A 19,829-nucleotide genomic window follows, 5' to 3' on the forward strand; every position below is an offset into this window, starting at 1 on the left:
CATTTATTTGAAATCGTTCAGCTTCTTATCCTTTAGTGCCGCGCTGATTTGCTTCGTATACTCCGTGAAAATTTCCCTACCTTTGAATTTCGTCATCAGCTCTTCACGGTATTGCGGCCAATTTTTGCCACTCTTATCTTCAAGCACTGCTTTGATGTGGTATTTACTCATTTCTTTACGGAAATCTCCGATATTTATGCCAGCAGGAGGAACTAAGCTTACAGGAGGCAACGCGTTATGCTTCGGAAAGCTCTCGACGGTTTTCAAAATCGCACGGTCGTGCTCAGAAATACGGGAATCGATCAGCTCAAATCCAAGAATATTCGGCTCATCTGGTGTAAAGGCAGCGTACACATTCAACCAGTTGCCAGCTTTCGCGATATCCGCTTCGAAATTAGCCACGTTCAACGTAATCTTGTTGCCAGCTTTGGTATAATGTTTGCCTTCTTGACCATAATGCGTTAGCAAGAATCCCTCTTCACCTGTTAGCCAATTGAGAATTTCCAAGGAGCGTTTCACTTTGTCAGGGTTTTTGTCGGCCGTTGTTTTACTAATTAGAATCGTACTTTCAGGTACGTTGTATTTCCAAATGATCGGCTTATCCAGCGGGAAGATAGGCTGCCAATTCGCTTTAGGATCAAGTGCCTTCGAGCGGTTTTGCACGCTAGTTGCTAAGCTGTCCAAGGCGACGTTTTTATCACCGCTGAAGAACATGCCAATCTTGCCTTGAGCTGCTTTATCTAACTGAGCAGGTGCCTTATTTAAGAACCAATCCGGATCTACAATCCCTGCATTGTTCCATTCCACGACTTGTTCAAGGACACCTTGCACTTTAAGGTCCGTGCGGTTATCCACGTAGCTGTTGTCAACAATTTGGAAATCCGCGACGAAGCCGTTATTTAACCATTGTGGGAAGTCGAAAGGCAAGGTTACACCACCGCCTGCTGTTGAGAAGCCATACGTATCTTGCTTACCGTTGCCATCTGGATCACCTTTGGTGAATTGCGTCATGACATTGGTCAATTCAGCGTAATTTTTTGGAGATTTAAGTCCCAGCTTATCTAACCAGTCCTGACGGATGTACCAAGCTATATAGGTATTACGTTGAAAAGGATCAATCGCCCGCGTGAATTCGCCTTGCTTAAGCTGGAACGCGTCTACCTCCTCTTTGGACACCCATTTGAAGTAGTTCGGTAAAGCTTCTTTCGTGAAGTAAGGAGTTAGATTAGCTGTGATCCCATCCGTGATGTATTTCTGTGACTCTGCACCGCCTGCTATGAAAAGATCAGGAGCCGCTCCTCCAGCCAATGTGGCGTTGAGCTTGTCATGGTACTCTTTGCCCATCACCATATAATCAATTTTCAAATCTACGTTGAATTTCTCTTCGATGGCCTTCTTCACGAAATCTTTGTCCCCGGAAGGTAACGTCACATTCGCTAGGTAACCGCTGGCTACAGACCAGTTCAGAGCGAGCTTAGCTGGCTTCGCTGTTCCCGTTGCGTTGGGTGATCCCGTTGCTGTTCCCGATGTTTCTGTGGTTTTGTTATCTGAGCATCCTGTAAGCGCAAACATGGTGGCGAGTCCTAATAGAGTCAATTTTTTCATTGTAAAAGCACCCCTCCTATTTATTCTTCGTGAGCTGTGGATCGTGAAGCGTGATGCCGTAAGCGTGTAGCGGTAAGCGGAACATAAAACACTAAAAACATTGGATACTTCGCTGCTGGTCCAACTATTTGGTAACGTTTACTTGTTCTTAGTATAGGTCGGTTACATGAGTGAAACTAGCAGACGATTTCAAGAAATAGTGGAGATAATGCAGAACTAACTTAAAAGTGTGGAATTAATTCGACGTTGTAGACTAACTTGTCTTCACGTGCCTTTGTCACGACACGCAAGTCGATAATATCGACTTACACACTCCTAATACCTTTGTCACGCACCCACAAGTCGAAAAAACCGACTATTTCGTCTCCCACTCACTATGCGATTACTCCCCCAACGCCCATTAGTCCGACATGATCGAATTAATCTCCCTGTCCACCTCATCAAATCTTTATTAGTCCTAAATAACCCAACTAATTCGCCCCAAACAACCGCATCGTGAGGAAAATGAACAAATAGTTCGGAAAAATCTGACTATTCGTCCTTATCAAATGAAATCCTCGTTTTAATTCAGAAATATCGGACTAAAACAAAAAACGCCGCATGCTCCCACAAAAGGAGACTACGACGTTTTTCATTACTCTGTATCAGCTAACCGAGTTGTTTCTCGTTCTATAAAAATAAGCGGGACTTCAAATTCTCGCTCCTCGCTGGCCTCTACGGTATGTCCAAACTTATGAAGCAATTTATGGATGGCCATTTGCGCCTGAAGCTCATAAGGAATGTCCCAGCTGGAAATACCAGGGTAACTATGCTTAGCCATATAGTCGTTATTAATACCGATCATTTGTAGGCGGTTCGGGAAGTCGATCTTCTGCTTATTGGCTGCCGAAAGCAATTTTAATGCAACGTGATCATCAAAAGCGACGATTCCCGTGCGCTTCGCTGGCCCATCCATCACCTCTTGGAGAAATACGTCCACGTCCAGTTCCTTCATTTCGACGATACGATGGGAAATCACAACGCTCAGTTGTTGTAGACCCAGATGAAATCCAAGCCGCCGCTGTTCATCAATCACATTCGAGTGCTTGCTGCCCACGTAGATAAGTTCATCGCAGCCACGCGCCACGAGCAATTTCGTTGATTGTCTGCAAGCCTCGGCAAAGCCTAAATTTACAGCCCCAACGGATATATCCTCGGGCCAACCCCAGCCATTAATGAGCACAAGAGGCGTTCCGCTATTTACGATGGCGCGTGTGGATTCCTTCCCCATTGCTAAGCCATGACAGATAAGTCCATCCACTCTTCGCTGCAGTAACACTTCTAAGTTTCTTCGTTCAATCGTCGGGTCGAATCCTCCTGAGGAAAAAACAGATAAATGATAGCCCGCATGGTGGGCTTCCATCTGTAAAACCTCCGCTAACCGTCCATAATAACTCGTCAACCCAGGAACGATGAGGCCAATTTCAAAGGTTTTGTTACGACTTAAACCTGCTGCCATGGTATTGCGTCGATATCCCAATTGTTCTGCCGCTAATTCGACCTTGCGAATCGTCTCCTTCGACGAACGGATTCCACCTCTATTCAGCACATTGGAGACCGTGGCAATCGATACCCCAGCTGCTGCTGCCACTTCTACAATTGTGACTTGTTTGGGTCTGCTCATATGTGTTTCAGCTCCATCGGTTAAACGTTTAACTTGCTCCTTTAGATTAAATTGATCTAATAAGCCTGTCAAGCGAAATCCAATGGAATCCCCGCACCTTTGCAAAAAAAATCGCTCCCAGAGCATGAACCATGCCCTAGAAACGATTCTTGTCATCTGTTAAGCCTAATTAATGTGGGTATACCGTCTCAAATTCATCGCCGCAAGGACCGCCACTCGGGTTAATCTCCAAGGAGACAGCTTCCCCATTTGCTCGATACAAAGGTCGGTAATGATTACTAATATGTGTCGCAGAAGCATTGGCATAATGGCAGATGAACGCGCGGCGGAAGCGATCCTTAGTCTTATTTCGATAGGAACCATGAATTAGATTGCCATTGAAAAAGAGAACATCCCCCCGGTCCATGATGACTGGCATTGCCTTCTCGTCCTTCGGCGGTTTCACGTAGTGAGTCGTAAAAGATTCCTTCGAATCTGCGATATCGGGACATGAGATTTCGAGGGCATTCGTTTTTGGTACAACGAGTAATCCTCCATTTTCCTCATCAGCCGCGTCAATAGCTGTCCATGCTGCAATACAATTGCCTGGCTCCACCTGCAAATAAAAGTTATCCTGATGAAGCGCCTGCCCCCGGGAGCCTGGTGGTTTGTAATAAAACATACTTTGCGCAGCGAGTGCTTCTTCCTCATACAAATCTGCTAGAACCTCTAACACGGGCTGATGAAGCATGTAGGTTTTCGCAGTCTCATTAAACCGATGCGGGTGCATGACACGCGGGTAGCGTTTCAATGGGTCGACGATCTCCGTCGATAGATCAGGTTCAAAATATCCTGGAACCGTCTGATTGCTAATCGCTTCAAAGGTTTCATCAATTTTAGCCAAATCATCTTCTGAAAATAGCCCTTTCACGATTACATAACCCTCAGTCTCAAAATGCTGTTTTTGTTCCTTCGTTAATTTAATTAGTGATTGTGTCATCGTTATTCCCTCCAATTGAACCTTTATTTCTATGTCTTTAGCATATCGAAATAACCCGTTACATAGAAGTAATAATCATGCTATTGATTCCTATAATCCTGCTATTCCGTGCTATAATAAAATCTAACTTAATTAGCTTGAGAAGGGATTACCCAACATGATATTGGATGCAAATGGATTGTTCGCCGGCCATTACATAGAATCAGATTCGTATGTTACTAAACGTCCTCAAGGTCGGGATGATTGGTTATTAATTTTCACACTGGAAGGAGCAGGTTATGTTAATTACCTTGGTGCAGAACATGTTTGTAAGAAGGGTGTCCTCCTTTTAATAGCACCTGGGACTCCCCAACACTATGGCACATTGACAAACCATACCTGGCAATTCGTATGGGCGCATTTCCCCCACACACTTTCTGAAACCAACTTGCTTCCTCAGGAAGATCAAATATTCCTTACCATAGAAAATGAGTCCTTACAGGAACGGATATACTCAGCATTTGCCCGTATATTAGCGGATTCGCGGGAACGCGGCGAGTATTGGTTCGAGCTCTGTTGCAGCTCTTTACGAGAAATCCTGCTAATCATGGCGCAGAAAAACATACGCAAAATGGATCCCCGCATTGAAGAGGTTCTCCACCTACTCTCTGGGCAGATGCGCGAACAGATTCGGCTTGAGGATCTTGCCCAGACCGTCGGTCTCTCCCCGTCGAGATTATCTCACCTTTTCAAAGAGAGCACTGGCTACTCCATTATCGATACATTGAATCGCATGCGGATCCAACAAGCCGTTATGATGCTAGCCCATACGGGACGCAGCGCTTCGGACGTTTGTTACGATGTTGGTTTTCAAAATTATAATCATTTCACGAATCAATTTCGTAAATGGCAAGGCATGACCCCGAGTATGTTTATGAAACGTCCACGTTAAAAATAATTTTCGTTTATTCCTATCAGAATACTATGAATTAATGTATAATGATGATAATAACTATTCATTGTGAATGGAGGAGGATGACGATGAGAGCTCAATTTTGGCATGGCGATTACGATTGTATAGATGAGGTTCCCTTGCATCGCGTGCGGGGTAATCAACTAGGGATTCTGCTAAGTATACTGGCCAGCGTTCTCAGTCAGCAGCTATGGATTCTCGTCCTTCCGTTAATTGTTCAGCTGATTAGTCGTACTTATGGCGTGAAATACAATGTATTTGTCCGCCTGTTCTCTCCACTTTTTCCGGTTAGCACACGAACGGAAAGCCGCGAATTACTGCGATTCAACAACTTATTGGCTATCCTATTTCTCATCGTTACCATTACGGCATTGCTTTTAAATATGACGACGCTCGCATACATCACACTAAGTATGTTAACTATTGCTGTCGTGCTGGCGTTAAGCGGATTTTGCTTCGGGTGCTTCATCTATTTTCAATGGAAACAGTATTGGGCACAAAGAAGAGATGCATAAGTGGCCATGCCGAAAGAGGCTGTTCCGGAAATGGAAAAGGAGCTGGTGCGTTTGCACCTAGCTCCTTTTTTATGTCTATACAGTACCCTCGTCTGTCACTTCTGCAATCATGCTCGCTTCTCAGGTGTCGAAATATCCACATACACATTCCCCTCAATGAGGAGTGGTTTATATCTTTCCAGTTCTGGCAGCACCATACCTACGGACGTTCCCACGATATCAAACTCGGCTCCGTGACAGGGGCACCAGAAGAAAAGCTCCTTTTTCCGACTTCGTTGCGCTTCTGTAGCTGGCTCCACCGAACATCCCAGATGCGTGCATGCCGGTGAAAGGATGACAAGCGCGCCGCGCTCATCTTTGGTCACATAGACGAAGCCCTGCTTAGGCGTTTTTACCCAGGCATCCTCGATCGTAGCGGTATAAAAAATTTTCTCATAGCCTGTCATAGCGTGCAGCTGCTCTATTGCGCCAACCTTTACGAAACTAGACGGAATCTCCCGTGTGGCCGGCTCATCCTGCTTTTTCCCATGAACCGCTCCGTAATAAAACAACGCTGTATCCCCAAGTAACACGCCAGATACGCCTAGTACAACTTTGCTTGAGGTGCTCAAAAAGGCTCTTCTTGTGATCTTTCGCGGTAAATGAACTGTCATTCGAATGTCAACTCCTTCACGATGTGCGAGAACCGCTAATTGAGTACCCTGATGCTTTTAACTGTAGGCCGATCCATAGAAACAAGGAAGGTACTACAAAAAAACAAAACGTAATATGTGGCCCAGGATCCAAATTAAGCGCATCTACCACTCCGAATATATACAAGTAATATCCTAAAAATATCATCCAATTAAATCCCATCATACTTGGAAATAACCATGCATATAGCCCAATTAAGAAACCGACTAAGCTTACAAATGATACCGAGAGAAGATTTGTAGCAACTGACCCGAGGGGTTTAAGAAAGATGTTGCCAAGTAATGTATAGCCAGAAAGGACCACCAGCATCACAATCATGCTAAACAACGGATGATTACCTATTCGAAATAGAATTCCTGTCATCACTAGGAGAAGGAAGTGAAATACAAAGGATAGTAGGATATTACGCCCGCCCATTCCTCCCGCCTCCACTTTACTTTTGACTTATAGAATACAAAATGTGTAAACAGGCCTCCGCCCCTTCAGTCGCATAGCCTTTTCCCCCTCCTTCTTTTTGACATAACAATTCGCTTTATAATTTTTCCTTATTTTAACATATACCAAGAGATTTTGTCTGATTCTACCCATTCAGTCCGTGAAAAGCACAAAAAAAGCTGGATCTATGATCACAGCTTCTTCATTCTTGCGTTTATCCGAAACGAGAATTAAACATATTGCAGGCAATACTTCAACAATTTTCATTCCAATATGGATACATTTATAATTCGAACATTATCCGGTAAACAGGTTTACTTCTAATTTCATTGTTAACGCAATAAAAGCTAGTATTGCCCAAATGAATGTCATATATACATAGACGGGAAAATTATTTCTTTACAGCAACCTTTTGGCATAACAGTGCCTTGGCTTACCATTGTACATGGGCCGGGTGAATTGAAGGACGAACCCTGCAGCTTCTAAATTATGTTTGCTCACCAGATTGTCGGGATGAACTGTTGAATAGATGTATCGGTAGCCGTTGTCCCGTGCTCGCCTTTCACGTAATTCATGGAAGTAGCGTTGCAACCCCAAGCCACGAACGGTTTCATGAACGATTGTTGCATCGAGAATCGCTACGTATGCTAAATCTGACTCTGGCACCCCAAACTCCCTGCCCAGATTGCTTTCACTCGAACCAGGAAACGCTAGAGCGGAGTAAGCTACAAGCTTCCCATTTTGAAAAGCGCCGTAGATTTCACCCTTTTCCTCGATATGAGCGTTCAAATACTGTTCATCGTCCATGGCAAAAAGTTCTTGTGACGCCAGACGAGACACAACATCAACCATAAGCGCTCGAATTGCTGGAACATCCGTATGCCCTAAACGGCGGATCTCCAAATTAGCTATGTTTTGAACCAACATTAGAATACTCCTTTATCTATGATGTTAATTATTTACTAGGCATAGGTCTTACTATTAGAAAAATAAGAAGGATCATCCCCATATACCCGAAGAGAGGGTAAAGGTATGTAAGAAGTGAAGTAAAACCAACCTGACTGATCAATAAACAGGTCAGCAAAATAGCCAGAACTACCCAATTGCGTGGCAGCGGATATATACGCCCAATATGTCGTGTAATTCCGAACACATTCCCAATCAACGTTGTTACGATTTCCCCGTAAATAACTAAGATGAATAGCACATGGAAGAACCGTCCAAAACCTCGTATAATTTCAGCCATCGGAATTTCAAAATTCAAAATCTCCGGCATCCGCGAATGTATCGCAAAATGACTGATCAATAGCATGACACCTAGCCCAATGCCGCCCCATAGGCCGCCCCACTTCAGTATGCTTTCATCCAGCACCTCACTACCTAACGGCACCAAGACCGCTTGAGCAAAGGCAAAATTTAAGGCGACATACGTAAGTGGACTCAGGATCCATTTCAAGTGGGTGCTTCCTTGTAGTTCTTGCCAATTCGTCGCTTCCCCAATCCCATCTATCCCAACAACTCGGATAATCACAAGCACCATGAAAAAAAGCATTAACGGCATCACAAGAGAATTAATTGCTAGAATCCCATGCATTTCTTTGCTCATGACCAAGTAGCATAGCAACATACTAATAATAATCCCAAATTGATAGGGTAGTCTTAGCTGCTCCTCGAAAATAGAGCCAGTCCCCGACATCATCACAGCGGTCACGCCGAACAGGATGATAAACGTCAAGGTATTCGCGACTTTTCCAAAAAAACCTCCAAATAAATAATCATTCAACTCCTGATAGGAAGACGCCTTAAGTCGATGCGAGAGGACCATCATTTTCGTCCCAATCCATATAAAAAAAGCCGTTGCAATCAATATGCCAACTCCGCCATAGGCTCCGTAGATTGTGAAGAAATGCATAATGGACTGCCCCGAGGCAAATCCCGCCCCCACCACAGTCCCCATATACGTTGCGGCAATTTGTAAAATCATGAGCGTTTTTGACTTCATAGCTCCCCCATAGTCAAGCAATATCTTGTACATCTCCATTGTATGTAAGATAAGCTTGTATATGCCAGTTGACTGGAGCTTTGTGTTGCTAGTTACTGACTTACGAACTAAACCAATTGGGCATACACTTCTCAAAGTTTTGATGATCATCCAACACAACCCGAATTCTACCCAACATAGATTCAAGCTGCTCTGGAATCACCTGCAGCGTCCAAGTAACTGTCCCAAAAATAATCATAGCCGTGTACAGCGCATACAATCGCCAGAACTCCTCCGGAACAGTACCATCGAAGTAACCTAGTATTTGCCCCCTGCAGAACGGGATACTAACCTCGCGGCTAAAGTAGGCGATTTTCAAAAAATCATGGTAAGGGTCTCCCCAGTCGAATCGGTTAAAATCAATGACCCCCGCGTAGCTGCGATTATGAATGAGTAGATTGCTCGTATGAAAATCATCATGCTGGAAGCGATTAGGGCGATTGCTCATGTAAGTCGCATTTTGATTAATAAAAGAAATGATTGCATCCTCTTCGGGAAGCTTAACGCCGCAATTGCGATAACTCTCATATTGACGAATATGTTTGGAGAATCTGTTTTCATACCAGTCTTCTTCGGAGTGAGGAGCAGGTATGTCATGCATGAGACGCAGCTCTCGTCCAGCTTGTAGGCCAATTTGGTATTGTTCGTCATCTGATAAGGAAGGTAAAATATCAAAGGCATCCTCGCCTTCCACATAACTCAGCAGCATATAGCAAATATCAAGCGATTCGATGGCACCGAACTGAATGGGTTTCGAAGTTTTTACCCCACGATCAAATACCTTCGTAACAACTTCAAATTCTGAATCCTTCTTTTGCATTTGCTTCAGAGGGGCCGTTCGTAATACATATTGAGGCGTTTCGCTATTTTCATATAAAAAATACTTACTATCAAAGGAGAAGCCTTTGGTAATCCGTGTAATTTCGGTCACGTTTTGCAGGAAAGGTAAGTGCTTCTGAAGATCTGATACGTTCATAGGAATGCTCCTTTGGATGAGAGGATTTCACAATAAGACAATTTTATTCGGTTTCCAAAAATTACACAATCCGATATAAAGATAGCCACTACCTTTTATGCCCAGCACGTTCTACGATAAGAACTGTAACATGTAAGCGTTATCAAAATGAGGAGGTAATTTATGTCTATGTCCATGAAACTCCCAACTAGATTTGCACAGTTACAAGTCACAGTACTCATTATGATGTTCGTTCTTGCACTAATCGTTCCAGGGCGCAGCTACGCGGCTACTACCAATTGCAGTACGGCTTCCTGCCTTACGAGTGCGCTTGCGAGCGCTGCAGCCGGTGATACCATTATTCTCGCAGCTGGTACTTACACTGGGAATTTCGTTGTTGCTGCCAATGGAACCTCGTCTAACCCAATTATCATTAAGAGTGCAAGCGCTACTTCCAAAGCTATTCTGAATGGAGGCGGCACCTCAAGTGGTTATGCGTTGTACATTACTGGAGATTATGTTCAAATTAAAGACTTGAAAATTACAAATGCGAAGAAAGGGATTATGCAAGATAACGCAAACAATGGTTTGATTGATGGCGTTGAAGTTTACAATATCGGAGAAGAAGGCGTCCATTACCGCGATGGGAGCTCGAATAATACAATTCAAAATTCTTATGTTCATGATACGGGCACGCTTACCCCTGATTACGGTGAGGGTGTTTATGTCGGATCTGATGTAGGTAAATGGGGAACTTATAATGCGGCTACGGACAATAACAAAATTAGCAATGTAACCATCGGCCCGAACGTTAGGGCTGAATCTGTCGACATTAAGGAAGGCACGACGGGGACCATTGTGGAAAATAGTACATTTAACGGTACGGGGATCAGTGGAGCGAATTACTCCGACAGCTTTATGGATGTCAAAGGGAATAATTCGATCATTCGCAATAACACCGTGAATCGAAACGGGAATTCGGTCATTATTGATGCCTTTCAGGTTCATGAACGTTCGACAGGCTGGGGCTTTAACAATGACTTCTACAACAATATAGCGAATATGGATAATAGCACACCTTACGTTGTCAATGTAGATGGCGGGTCTGCAAAAGCATGCGGAAATACTCGCAGTCCTTCTGGCAATATGTATGTGGGCAGCGTTACTACCTACACCAGCTGTTCGAGTGGCGGAGGCACAACTCCTGTCCTACTTAACGTATCCGCCATAACGGATAGTGGAAATGACGGTAATGTCCCGCAAAATACAATCGACAACAGCTTGAGCACACGTTGGTCCTCACAAGGTGATGGACAATGGATCAGGTTCGACTTGGGTTCCAGTAAAACGGTTGGATACTTGTCGATTGCTTTTCATCAAGGGGATGTACGTACCACAACGTTCGATATCCAAGTCTCAACTGATGGGTCCGCGTGGTCAACGGTCGTAAGCAATAAAGTGAGTACGCAGACGCTCTCACAAGTGCAATACGATTTCACAGACACGGTAGGCCGCTATGTAAGAATCGTTGGGCATGGCAATTCATCCGGAAATGGATGGAATAGTATCACTGAGGTAGATATTTACGGGAATTAGTTGAGGAATAGATATTAAAAACGGCTGTCCAATAAGTAGATGCTTCTACTTTAGGACGGCTTATTTGATGTGGATCTTAATCGTAATTTATCTGAGAAAATAGATAGCAAACAGGTGGAAAGGAACTATAACGGAAACCGTAGTTCCATTCCATGGGACCTCCACATAAAAATTTCATTACAGCACTTGCGCTATCTCCCACACATGCCCATCCGGATCGGCAAAACAAGCCGTACGCCGCCCCCAAGGACGCGTTATCGGTCCATTCAATAACTTAACGCCACAGACTTTCAGCTCATCACATACCTGGTCAACGTCTGGCACTTGAATCGTAAACTGAAACCGCGCGCCATCTCCGTTGCCACCAACTTGTGCCGGCTCAATCAACTCGCGGGCATTCGATTTATGTAACAGATTGATACTTGTATTGCCATAATCGAACACCACGCAGTTTTCATCTTCAAATATGATCGCAAGTTTGAACGTCTCTTGGTAAAATGCCTTCGACCGATGCAAATCTTCTACAAACAATGTAATCTCAGTAATTTTGTTCGCCCAGCCACATGTCGTCATGCCATTCGACCCCTTTTTTCATTTTTTTCCCGCTAAAGATATAGAGCATAAAAAATCGCCACCTTCAAGGCACAAATCTGCACCTCTTTTTAAAGCAACACATCGCAACTGCCATCCATGAAAGATTAATTTGCTGAAAGCCTTTATCAATAAAAATAGATATTGCAAGAATAACTTTTAGTAAACTAAACAAAATTCCTAGTGTTTTAATTACTTTCCTCAGAATCAATCACACTCCTAATCGCGAATCACAGTCACCTTATTCCACTTGCCTTTAAAATTCTTCTGTACGATTCGTTTATCGTATATCGCAGCAAGGTGCTTATTCTCTGAGAAATAGGGAGTTGGCCTAATAATAATTTCAAGTACATCGTCAATTCCACATGGGGCAGCTAAGCGTACATGATCCTGATCGTCTAGCATCAACCCCAAAGCGGTTGCTGTCTCAGGGAACTTGGACATTGCATCCGTGGAAGACGAATAGGGAGGGTTGTCATTGACCACATGCATTCTTGCCTGGTTTTTTACGGACCAAGGTATGTTTGGAATGATTTGTTTTAACTGTTCCTCCAATCGTTTTTCAATATCCTCACTTACATTTGATGCATCAAAATAGATGACATCTACATCGGAGAGTGGCGTTCGTTCTTCATATTCATGAAGGGTATCCCAGATTTTTGAACGAACAAAGCCCGCACAAACCCACCAATCAGGGAGCTGTAAGGACCGAGCAGCCCTGAGGACGTCCATCATCCATTCATCCGCACATATCAGGGCAATAATATCCTCTTTACTTTTTATCAACTCAAGAGCCTCCTCGATAAGAACGTATATTCCTATATTATAGAAGGCAATGTTGTTATTGTAAAGTTATCCCATTTTTTTACCGTTCACTTTTGGGGTAAAAAAAAGAACTACCAACAATATGCGAATATCGCGATACTGTTGGCAGCCTTTATAAGCTTTTAGTCTAGCTTCATGTAATAAAGATTTGTAACATCCTCTTTGATAATGGTATGTGCGCCTGGCGCAAGTGAAACACTAACAATGCCATTCGTCATTGCATAACTTGTTCCGTCTATTTTAACCTTGAGTCCGTTTGCTGGATTAAACACTAAGGTTAATGTTTTAGCTGTTGTTGTGGTAAAATCAATAATGGTTGAACTCTCCATTTTTAAACATTGCGTTAGAGTTAACCCATTGTATACCACGGTTCCCTTACTTGTTGAAAGGTTCCCGACAATCGTGAAGAAGCTGCTTGTTTTGCCATCTGTGGTAAAGTTATGAACAATGGAAGTACCTGGTGTAGACGTTGGGGCTGGTGTCGTCGTTGGTGTAGCTGTTGGTGCTGGCGTAGTCGTTGGTGCAGGTGTGCCTGTTGGTGGTGTTGAGTTACCACCTACAGATACAAGTTGAGATGTGTAACTTAGTATTTTGGACATAAGTGCTGAATTAAGGTCAGAAGATGTGTCATCAACTGCATCATTAAATGTCCATGTAAAGTCTCCATTACCAAGGCGTCCAGCTTCTGACGTAACAACTTGTTCTACCGTGCTTACACTATCAATGTCAGCTGCATTTACTCCCGTATCGATCGTCGTATCAAAGTTATTATAAGTTGTTCCACCTACTAGTGCTTTGTATGAACTTGGAACTGTCTCATTTCTTGTTGAAGCTAAATACGCATCAAATGAAGTTGCATTAGCTGGAGCTGATCCTGCATTGGAATTTGCATAAATAAGACCTCCAACAAGATCTACGATACTATTATTGTAGGCTTTAATCATACCACCATTCTCACCGGAGAATGTTCCTACAGACCCACCTGCAATATCCGTACCTTGTAAGGAAATCAACATCGGATTTTTAGAATGTCTGTAATAATTTGACTCTACAAATGCCGAACCTGCTGTTGTAATACCAGTTCCATATTTGGAGACACCATCAAAGAAGTTATTATAAACATGAATAGTTCCTTTTCTTATACGTGGATGACGTGAGTCTGAATGGTCAAACCAGTTATGGTGAAAGGTTACAAAGAATTCAGATGATTCACTCAAACCGATTAGAGCAGCTTTTCCAGAATCCCAGTAGTGATTGTACGAGATTGTCGTATACGTTGATGCGCCCTTAAGGTCAGTTGAACCATCACCTTTGGCTTGGTCAGCATCTGATCCTGCTTTTCCATATGTAATATCATTATTATGCACCCAAATATTAACATTTCCTGTATCCATTGAAACGGCATCATCTTGGAATAACAAAATACCAAGGTTTCTTACTTCTACATTACCGACATTTCTAAGTAGAAATCCCCATCCATAAACAGTTGCATCGTTTCCGATACCTTCAATTGTTGTATTCATTCGCGTATAAGCTGAAGCACCTTTTACTTGAAGAAATCCACCGCTGTTAATGGATGAACCCATGTTAGCATCTGTCACTTTTCCAATGAATCTGATTGCAAGTGGTGTTTGATCGTAGCCTTTTTGTCTTAGTGCCAGAATTGCACCTAGACCAACAGCCGTTTGTTTATCACCTGCGCTATTAATTTTCACATCAAGAGATACGGTTTGTGCAGTCGCAGATGTTATATAAATAACTTGCGCACCACTCGGAAGTGTACCATCTTCGTTATAAGCACCTGATCCTGTGCCAAATGTAGATTGATTTGCAAAAGCAAATCCAGATCTGTCATGTGCCGTTACGGATACCGTATTTGTAACCGTACTTTCTTTTGAACCATCTGATAGTACTGCTTCAACTTTCATTACATAACTTCCAGCTGCAAGCCCTACAGCATCAGCTCTCCATTTGGAAGGGTATTGTCGGATTAATTGCGTATCAATTTGTTGGTATTGCGAATCGGCTGCACTTGAAGGTTTAACATATACATTATACCCTTGAGCATTGCTTACAGGTGTCCATTCTACATAGGCTGTTTCATTCCAGCCTCCACTGCCCGTGATCGAAACTCCGATAGCATGTACGGCCTTACTGGCCACTCCGCTTGCGATAATAGATAGCGCTAAAGCAAACAATAAAACGTAACTCGTTACTTTTGAAACACTTTTTTTCAATGTAATTCCTCCCACGTATAATTGTTGTAACGTATCAGAAACCGCTTACAAATCTACGTATCCCCCCTCGCCTCATCCAAGCTCAGACTCAGCTTATCAGTTTGGAAAGAGGTTCCGAAACAATCATTTGCTCATATTTTCCATTTTTCTGAGCTAATGATTATCGGAGAGAAATATGATACTCTCGACAAATCTTCAAAATACTGGGATTCATCGAGGTATAAGTAAAAAAAGTTACCAACTCGGTTGGCAGATTTGCGATTTATATAAATTACTTGAACCCATATTATTCATGGGATGCTCTAGTGAAGATTTTCAAATATATACCATAAACAAAGAGACCCTCAGCAACAGGCTGAGGGTCTTCGTTTTAGTCATCCACTTTACACCAACTGTGCAATTGCAATAAAATCCAAGAGATCAAATAGACAATGACGGATTCGAAACTGGGAACCAACATGTTTTGCGGCAAAGTCTCTTAGTTCCCCGCAAGCGCTGCGATATCCGTAGCCGTCAATGCGTTGCCAAAAGCAAATACCTCGTCGATCTTGCCGTTAAAGGCATTCGAGAAATCCGGCCGTCTTCCTATAAACACATGGCTGGTGTTGTTGTATTGTGTCGACGGAATTGAACTGATGTTGGAGTTGCTTAATGTGCCGTTGACGTAGAGCCTTAACGCGACACCCGGCTCGTAAACGCCCGCCAGATGGATCCATTGGCCGACCGGCAGCGTACCTGCTGTCTCCACGGTTATGGAAGAATTCGAACCCGTTGCGATCTGGAATACGCCTTTGCCTCCTGATTTCACATTGAGGCTCCATGACCTGGAGTTGGAACCGTATTCCTTTGAAATGATTCTGCCATCGCCCGCGAAGCTGTCGACATAGATCCAGGCGGCAGCAGATATGGCACCGGTGAATTGCAGCGCAGCGGGAGTTCCCAGATCGATTTCATCGTTTATACCATCGAAATCCAGACTGTTTCCAATCTTGCCCGCTGTCCATACGGGGCCGTTGATCAGGGTTCCGTTCAAATGATTACCCGAGGAATCCGACGCAACAGTTCCCGATGTCTCATCAAGGTTCCAGTGGCCCACAACGGATGTTAAATACGATACTGTAAACTGAATCGTATACGTATTGCTCGTCGTTCCATCGGAAGATGTCACCGTCACAACAGCCGTGCCCGGTATACTCGTCGGCAACGTATATGCCACTGTAGAAGGCCCGGCCGAGCCGGCATCCAGCGATGTCGCCGTCACCGTCGGTACGGGTGAGCCGGCCGGCAGGGCGACAACGTAGCTATACGTATTCGGGTCGAACCCTGCAACGGACTGTCCATTCACCTGCAGACCGCCAAGCATCGCCGGCACCCGCACTCTGTACTCTGCTTGGTTTACCCCATTAACCGAGCTGTTTGCCGTAATCGTTGCACTACCAGCGTAAGCTCCGGTAATCGCTACAGAAGCTACATCCGTAAAACTTGTAGAAGTTATAGGCGCAGCAGCACTGCTTGATTTCCAGTCTGCACTCAAATTGGCTGTGTTCGGAAAAGCTTTAGTTGAATTGATCTGCACAGTCTGCCCTACGGGAATCTCAGTAACCGAATTATCTGCTTTGATCGTAATCGGCACTGAAAATCCATTCGCCAGCCTTACAAACAAGGTAGAATATTCCGCAGCTCTATTAAATGACGCTTTCGTTCTATCGACTTGGATGGTAAAGGTTACTTGGCTATTGCTTGCAAAAGTCCCCGAAACAGGTGTAACCGTGTACCAGTCCTCTTCCGTATTGCGGCGAATCGTATAGTTTCCTGAACCGGTCAAAGCACCTGTAGAGATTGTAAAACTAGCCGAGTTATCCGTAGCAGGGATCGCGACCAAATATTTGTCCGATTGGAATGGAATAGGTCGTTTAGGAAACAGACTGCTTCCCCCCGCTTCAAACGCACCGATATCCGGAGCGCTGCCAGAGTAAGACTCCGCGAAGTTTTTCACAACAGTTCCTTGATCAATGACATTCACTTCTCTGGCCGTATCGACACCTGAAGCGGTTGGTGTGAAAACACCAGCGCCAGGGTTGGTCATCTTACCAATCTTGAACAACCCGTGTGCTTCAGCACCAGCGTTGGCTAATATTTGACCTGCTCCATCTGCAGCCGTTGTGCGCCCCAGCGCATCGTAATCGAAATTCGTTCCTGGATTGATTAATGGATTATCTTCAATATTATAGTAACTAGATGTACCGCTGGTGAAATTCCTCATGACAACGATCAGGTTATTTCTAGTGCCGCCGTACCAGCCCTTTGGCGTACTGCTGCCTACAATCGCTTTCGGAACGGCATAAATTGTATTATTAAAAAACCAAGTTTCGCCATCATACGTCGTGCTGCTATTACCGCCTAATTTGATGACTGATCCAGTCCCCGTACGTCTGAAGTCGTTCATATTGTATAGTACGTTATTAAAGGCATAACTAGGACCCACCATGTTAGGTGCAAAACTCAGCCCGGCATAGCTCATCTCTACACGGTTGTCGAACACCCTGATATTCGACTGTCCGCCGTCAAACTCAACACTATCATCATTGGCGTAACCAAAGAAGTTGCCATAAATATCAGCATCTTTATAGAACCCGCCGCTTTCTTGGCTATTATAATAGCCGCTGATAACATCATTAAACCGGTGATATTCATCCGCTCCACTGAAGTCGTTATACCGAACTACGATGCCGCCTGCACTTCGAAGATACATGGCTTCAGGACCTTGCGGGTGAGAATTACTGAACGCTTGACCATCGGAGGTGATTCCCGTCCAAGGATTCGCGTAGCCTCTCGGCTCGTGAACGTAGCTTCTTTCCACAACAATGTTCTTGGCATCTTCGATTCGTAAGCCGGCATCCCCTTCCAACATGTTTCCTTGATCGTCAATAGGTGTTCCATAGCCAACATCACTCTTATTAATAAAATCAAGCTGCTGCTGCGTATGAACGGTATCAACGGCTACCCGTCCCCAGCCGGAGATGTCGGCATTGGTGATTCTGACATCATGATCGGTATTGTTCAAATAAATACCGTTTTTCTTACCACCTTTGACAATAAAGCCTTCTAATATCGTATAAACCGAATTCGTCACAGTTACGGCATGATCCGTTGCAAACCCTGCATCAATCGTCAACCCTGTGTCATTGACAATCTTAACCCAGCCATTATTGGTTCCCGTTATTCCATCAATGGTTAAACCACCGCTAGTGTATAAACTGGATAAAGAAATGGTCTGTGCAATCGTCGGAGTCGACGTCCATGTGCGAACCGTACCTGTCTCCGATTTGATCAACGTACTTCCATAATAGATGTCCGATTTCACATCATAGGAGGTATCTTCATCAAGCCTTACAATACTGCCAGAAAAGATCCCTTTATCCGGAATCGTAATTGGCTCCAACGCTTCCTTCCATACCGTATCCGCAGACTTCTTATAGTAAAGATGACGAATTAAATCATCCCGGCCTCCAGCGATATAGACACTGATCGAACTAAAAGACGGCGTTAGTGTTAAACCATATACCGGAACAGGCATCCCGGCCACAACACTAACCTGCGCTGACGCCGTGTAGACTGCATTGGTTACACTAGGCGGTGTTACCGTCGTCGAAGTCGCAGTAATCGTTGCCGTCCCTGTATTCACAGCCGTTACCAATCCTGAATTGACATCCACGGTTGCTACGTTGGTATTGCTGCTGGTCCATTTAACAGCTTGAGGCGCGCCAGCCGGACTAACCGTTGCTACCAGCGTCTCAGTTCCTGCTTTCTCTATCGTCGTAGATGCCTTGTTCAAACTTACACCTGTAACAGCTACTGGCGTCGAACCTGCGGTTTGAACGATGCTGATATCATCCACATAGGCAATCATGCTGCCGCTAGTAGCGCTAATCGAGAAGACATAAACGCGCATATACTTCGCGTTCGCAGGAACCGTAAAGCTTTTCTGAATTTGGGTGTATCCAGACGTAGTTGTGCCTGTTATACCACCGACATTCACATCATTACCGACTTGTGTTGCACCTGTGTTACTAAAGTTATCCGGATTTACTTTGCTATCATAGAACCGAATCGTCATGCCTGCAGCCGATCCACCACTGACACAAGCAGCAGTACAAGTAGCTACGTTCATATAATAGGATGCATCGAAAGTCTGTCCGGGAATAACTGAAACATATTGCTGAGCAGGTGTTTTCTGCGAACCCGAACCCGCCGAAATCTTCAGAGCATTATTCCCCGTGCGAGCATAGGTGGAGCCTGCTGGACTGCCATTCGTAGCTTTAGCCCCCGTAGAGTCAATCTTCCACCCATCGAAAATCGTTACACCTGAACCTGTAGCACTCTCAAATCCACCATTGAGCAGCGTTCCATTCCCATATGCTGAGGCTGGAGCAGCCATACCTAACGGGATAAATGCCAGCATCAAGCAAAATACTAATACTCTACACAAATGATTTTTAAAAGAATGAGTCATCAACACTTTCCTCCTTTGATTCGCTTCCTTACAAGCCCATTTTCAAACATCAGTCAGTGGATTCTGGATGCAACCTTCAATTGCAATCGCTTTCAAATAACTAAGAATGATCCAACAACCTTGTCATCCTTTCCCTTCCTCCTCATCCCCCCTTCCCTCACGCGGGTGATCCTCCTAGTATCATTGCTGCTAAGGGCCTCTTCCACGTGCTCAGTATGTGTTCGCAAGC

The 19,829-nt window shown here is 44.2% G+C and carries 14 protein-coding genes; 3 read left to right on the forward strand and 11 right to left on the reverse strand.

The annotated features are described in order from the left end of the window. Positions 1-3: 3 nt before the first annotated feature. The 3 genes from L6I86_RS26335 to L6I86_RS26345 all read right to left on the reverse strand — a co-directional run bounded on the left by L6I86_RS26335 (position 4) and on the right by L6I86_RS26345 (position 4,247). Positions 4-1,605 carry a type 2 periplasmic-binding domain-containing protein gene (locus L6I86_RS26335; protein WP_236291375.1) on the reverse strand — a complete coding sequence of 534 codons (1,602 nt, stop codon included), beginning with the start codon at positions 1,603-1,605 and terminating at the stop codon, positions 4-6. A 634-nt stretch (positions 1,606-2,239) separates the two neighbouring features. After that, complete coding sequence (locus L6I86_RS26340; protein WP_236291376.1) at positions 2,240-3,268, reverse strand: LacI family DNA-binding transcriptional regulator; 1,029 nt, start codon at positions 3,266-3,268, stop codon at positions 2,240-2,242. Between the two features lie 169 nt (positions 3,269-3,437). Beyond that, positions 3,438-4,247: a phytanoyl-CoA dioxygenase family protein gene (locus L6I86_RS26345; RefSeq protein WP_236291377.1), complete on the reverse strand. Its 810-nt coding sequence runs from the start codon at positions 4,245-4,247 to the stop codon at positions 3,438-3,440. Between the two features lie 157 nt (positions 4,248-4,404). Here L6I86_RS26345 and L6I86_RS26350 point away from each other — a divergent pair, with 157 nt between their 5' ends. Both L6I86_RS26350 and L6I86_RS26355 read left to right on the forward strand, forming a co-directional pair. Continuing rightward, a complete protein-coding gene (locus L6I86_RS26350) occupies positions 4,405-5,178 on the forward strand; it encodes a helix-turn-helix domain-containing protein (RefSeq protein ID WP_236291378.1) in 774 nt (257 codons plus the stop codon). Between the two features lie 89 nt (positions 5,179-5,267). Continuing rightward, positions 5,268-5,714 carry a DUF4395 domain-containing protein gene (locus L6I86_RS26355; RefSeq protein WP_236291379.1) on the forward strand — a complete coding sequence of 149 codons (447 nt, stop codon included), beginning with the start codon at positions 5,268-5,270 and terminating at the stop codon, positions 5,712-5,714. Between the two features lie 107 nt (positions 5,715-5,821). Here the strand turns inward: L6I86_RS26355 and L6I86_RS26360 are convergent, their stop codons facing one another. The 4 genes from L6I86_RS26360 to L6I86_RS26375 form a co-directional block, all read right to left on the reverse strand. Continuing rightward, complete coding sequence (locus L6I86_RS26360) at positions 5,822-6,367, reverse strand: Rieske 2Fe-2S domain-containing protein (protein ID WP_236291380.1); 546 nt, start codon at positions 6,365-6,367, stop codon at positions 5,822-5,824. 874 nt (positions 6,368-7,241) lie between these two features. Then, complete coding sequence (locus L6I86_RS26365) at positions 7,242-7,769, reverse strand: GNAT family N-acetyltransferase (RefSeq protein WP_236291381.1); 528 nt, start codon at positions 7,767-7,769, stop codon at positions 7,242-7,244. A 28-nt stretch (positions 7,770-7,797) separates the two neighbouring features. Continuing rightward, complete coding sequence (locus tag L6I86_RS26370; protein WP_236291382.1) at positions 7,798-8,844, reverse strand: YkvI family membrane protein; 1,047 nt, start codon at positions 8,842-8,844, stop codon at positions 7,798-7,800. A 100-nt stretch (positions 8,845-8,944) separates the two neighbouring features. Next, the gene (locus L6I86_RS26375) at positions 8,945-9,859 is read right to left on the reverse strand and encodes an aminoglycoside phosphotransferase family protein (RefSeq protein WP_236291383.1); all 915 of its coding nucleotides are present in this window, start codon (positions 9,857-9,859) and stop codon (positions 8,945-8,947) included. A 168-nt stretch (positions 9,860-10,027) separates the two neighbouring features. Here L6I86_RS26375 and L6I86_RS26380 point away from each other — a divergent pair, with 168 nt between their 5' ends. After that, positions 10,028-11,434, forward strand: coding sequence for a discoidin domain-containing protein (locus L6I86_RS26380; protein WP_236291384.1), 1,407 nt, complete (start codon positions 10,028-10,030; stop codon positions 11,432-11,434). Positions 11,435-11,611: 177 nt separating this feature from the next. On the opposite strand, the gene L6I86_RS26385 is transcribed toward L6I86_RS26380, so the two are convergent. The 4 genes from L6I86_RS26385 to L6I86_RS26400 form a co-directional block, all read right to left on the reverse strand. Next, a complete protein-coding gene (locus L6I86_RS26385; RefSeq protein ID WP_236291385.1) occupies positions 11,612-12,007 on the reverse strand; it encodes a VOC family protein in 396 nt (131 codons plus the stop codon). Positions 12,008-12,244: 237 nt separating this feature from the next. Beyond that, entirely contained in the window at positions 12,245-12,760 is a 516-nt protein-coding gene (locus L6I86_RS26390; RefSeq protein ID WP_236291486.1) for a nucleotidyltransferase family protein, read from the reverse strand. Positions 12,761-12,972: 212 nt separating this feature from the next. Next, on the reverse strand, positions 12,973-15,087 hold the full coding sequence (locus tag L6I86_RS26395) for a pectate lyase family protein (protein WP_236291386.1): 2,115 nt from the start codon (positions 15,085-15,087) through the stop codon (positions 12,973-12,975). Between the two features lie 478 nt (positions 15,088-15,565). After that, positions 15,566-19,576, reverse strand: a complete 4,011-nt coding sequence (locus L6I86_RS26400) for a LamG-like jellyroll fold domain-containing protein (RefSeq protein WP_236291387.1) — start codon at positions 19,574-19,576, stop codon at positions 15,566-15,568. Between the last annotated feature and the right edge of the window lie 253 nt (positions 19,577-19,829).

It is taken from the genome of Paenibacillus allorhizoplanae (genome assembly GCF_927798215.1).
GTDB lineage: Bacteria > Bacillota > Bacilli > Paenibacillales > NBRC-103111 > Paenibacillus_E > Paenibacillus_E allorhizoplanae.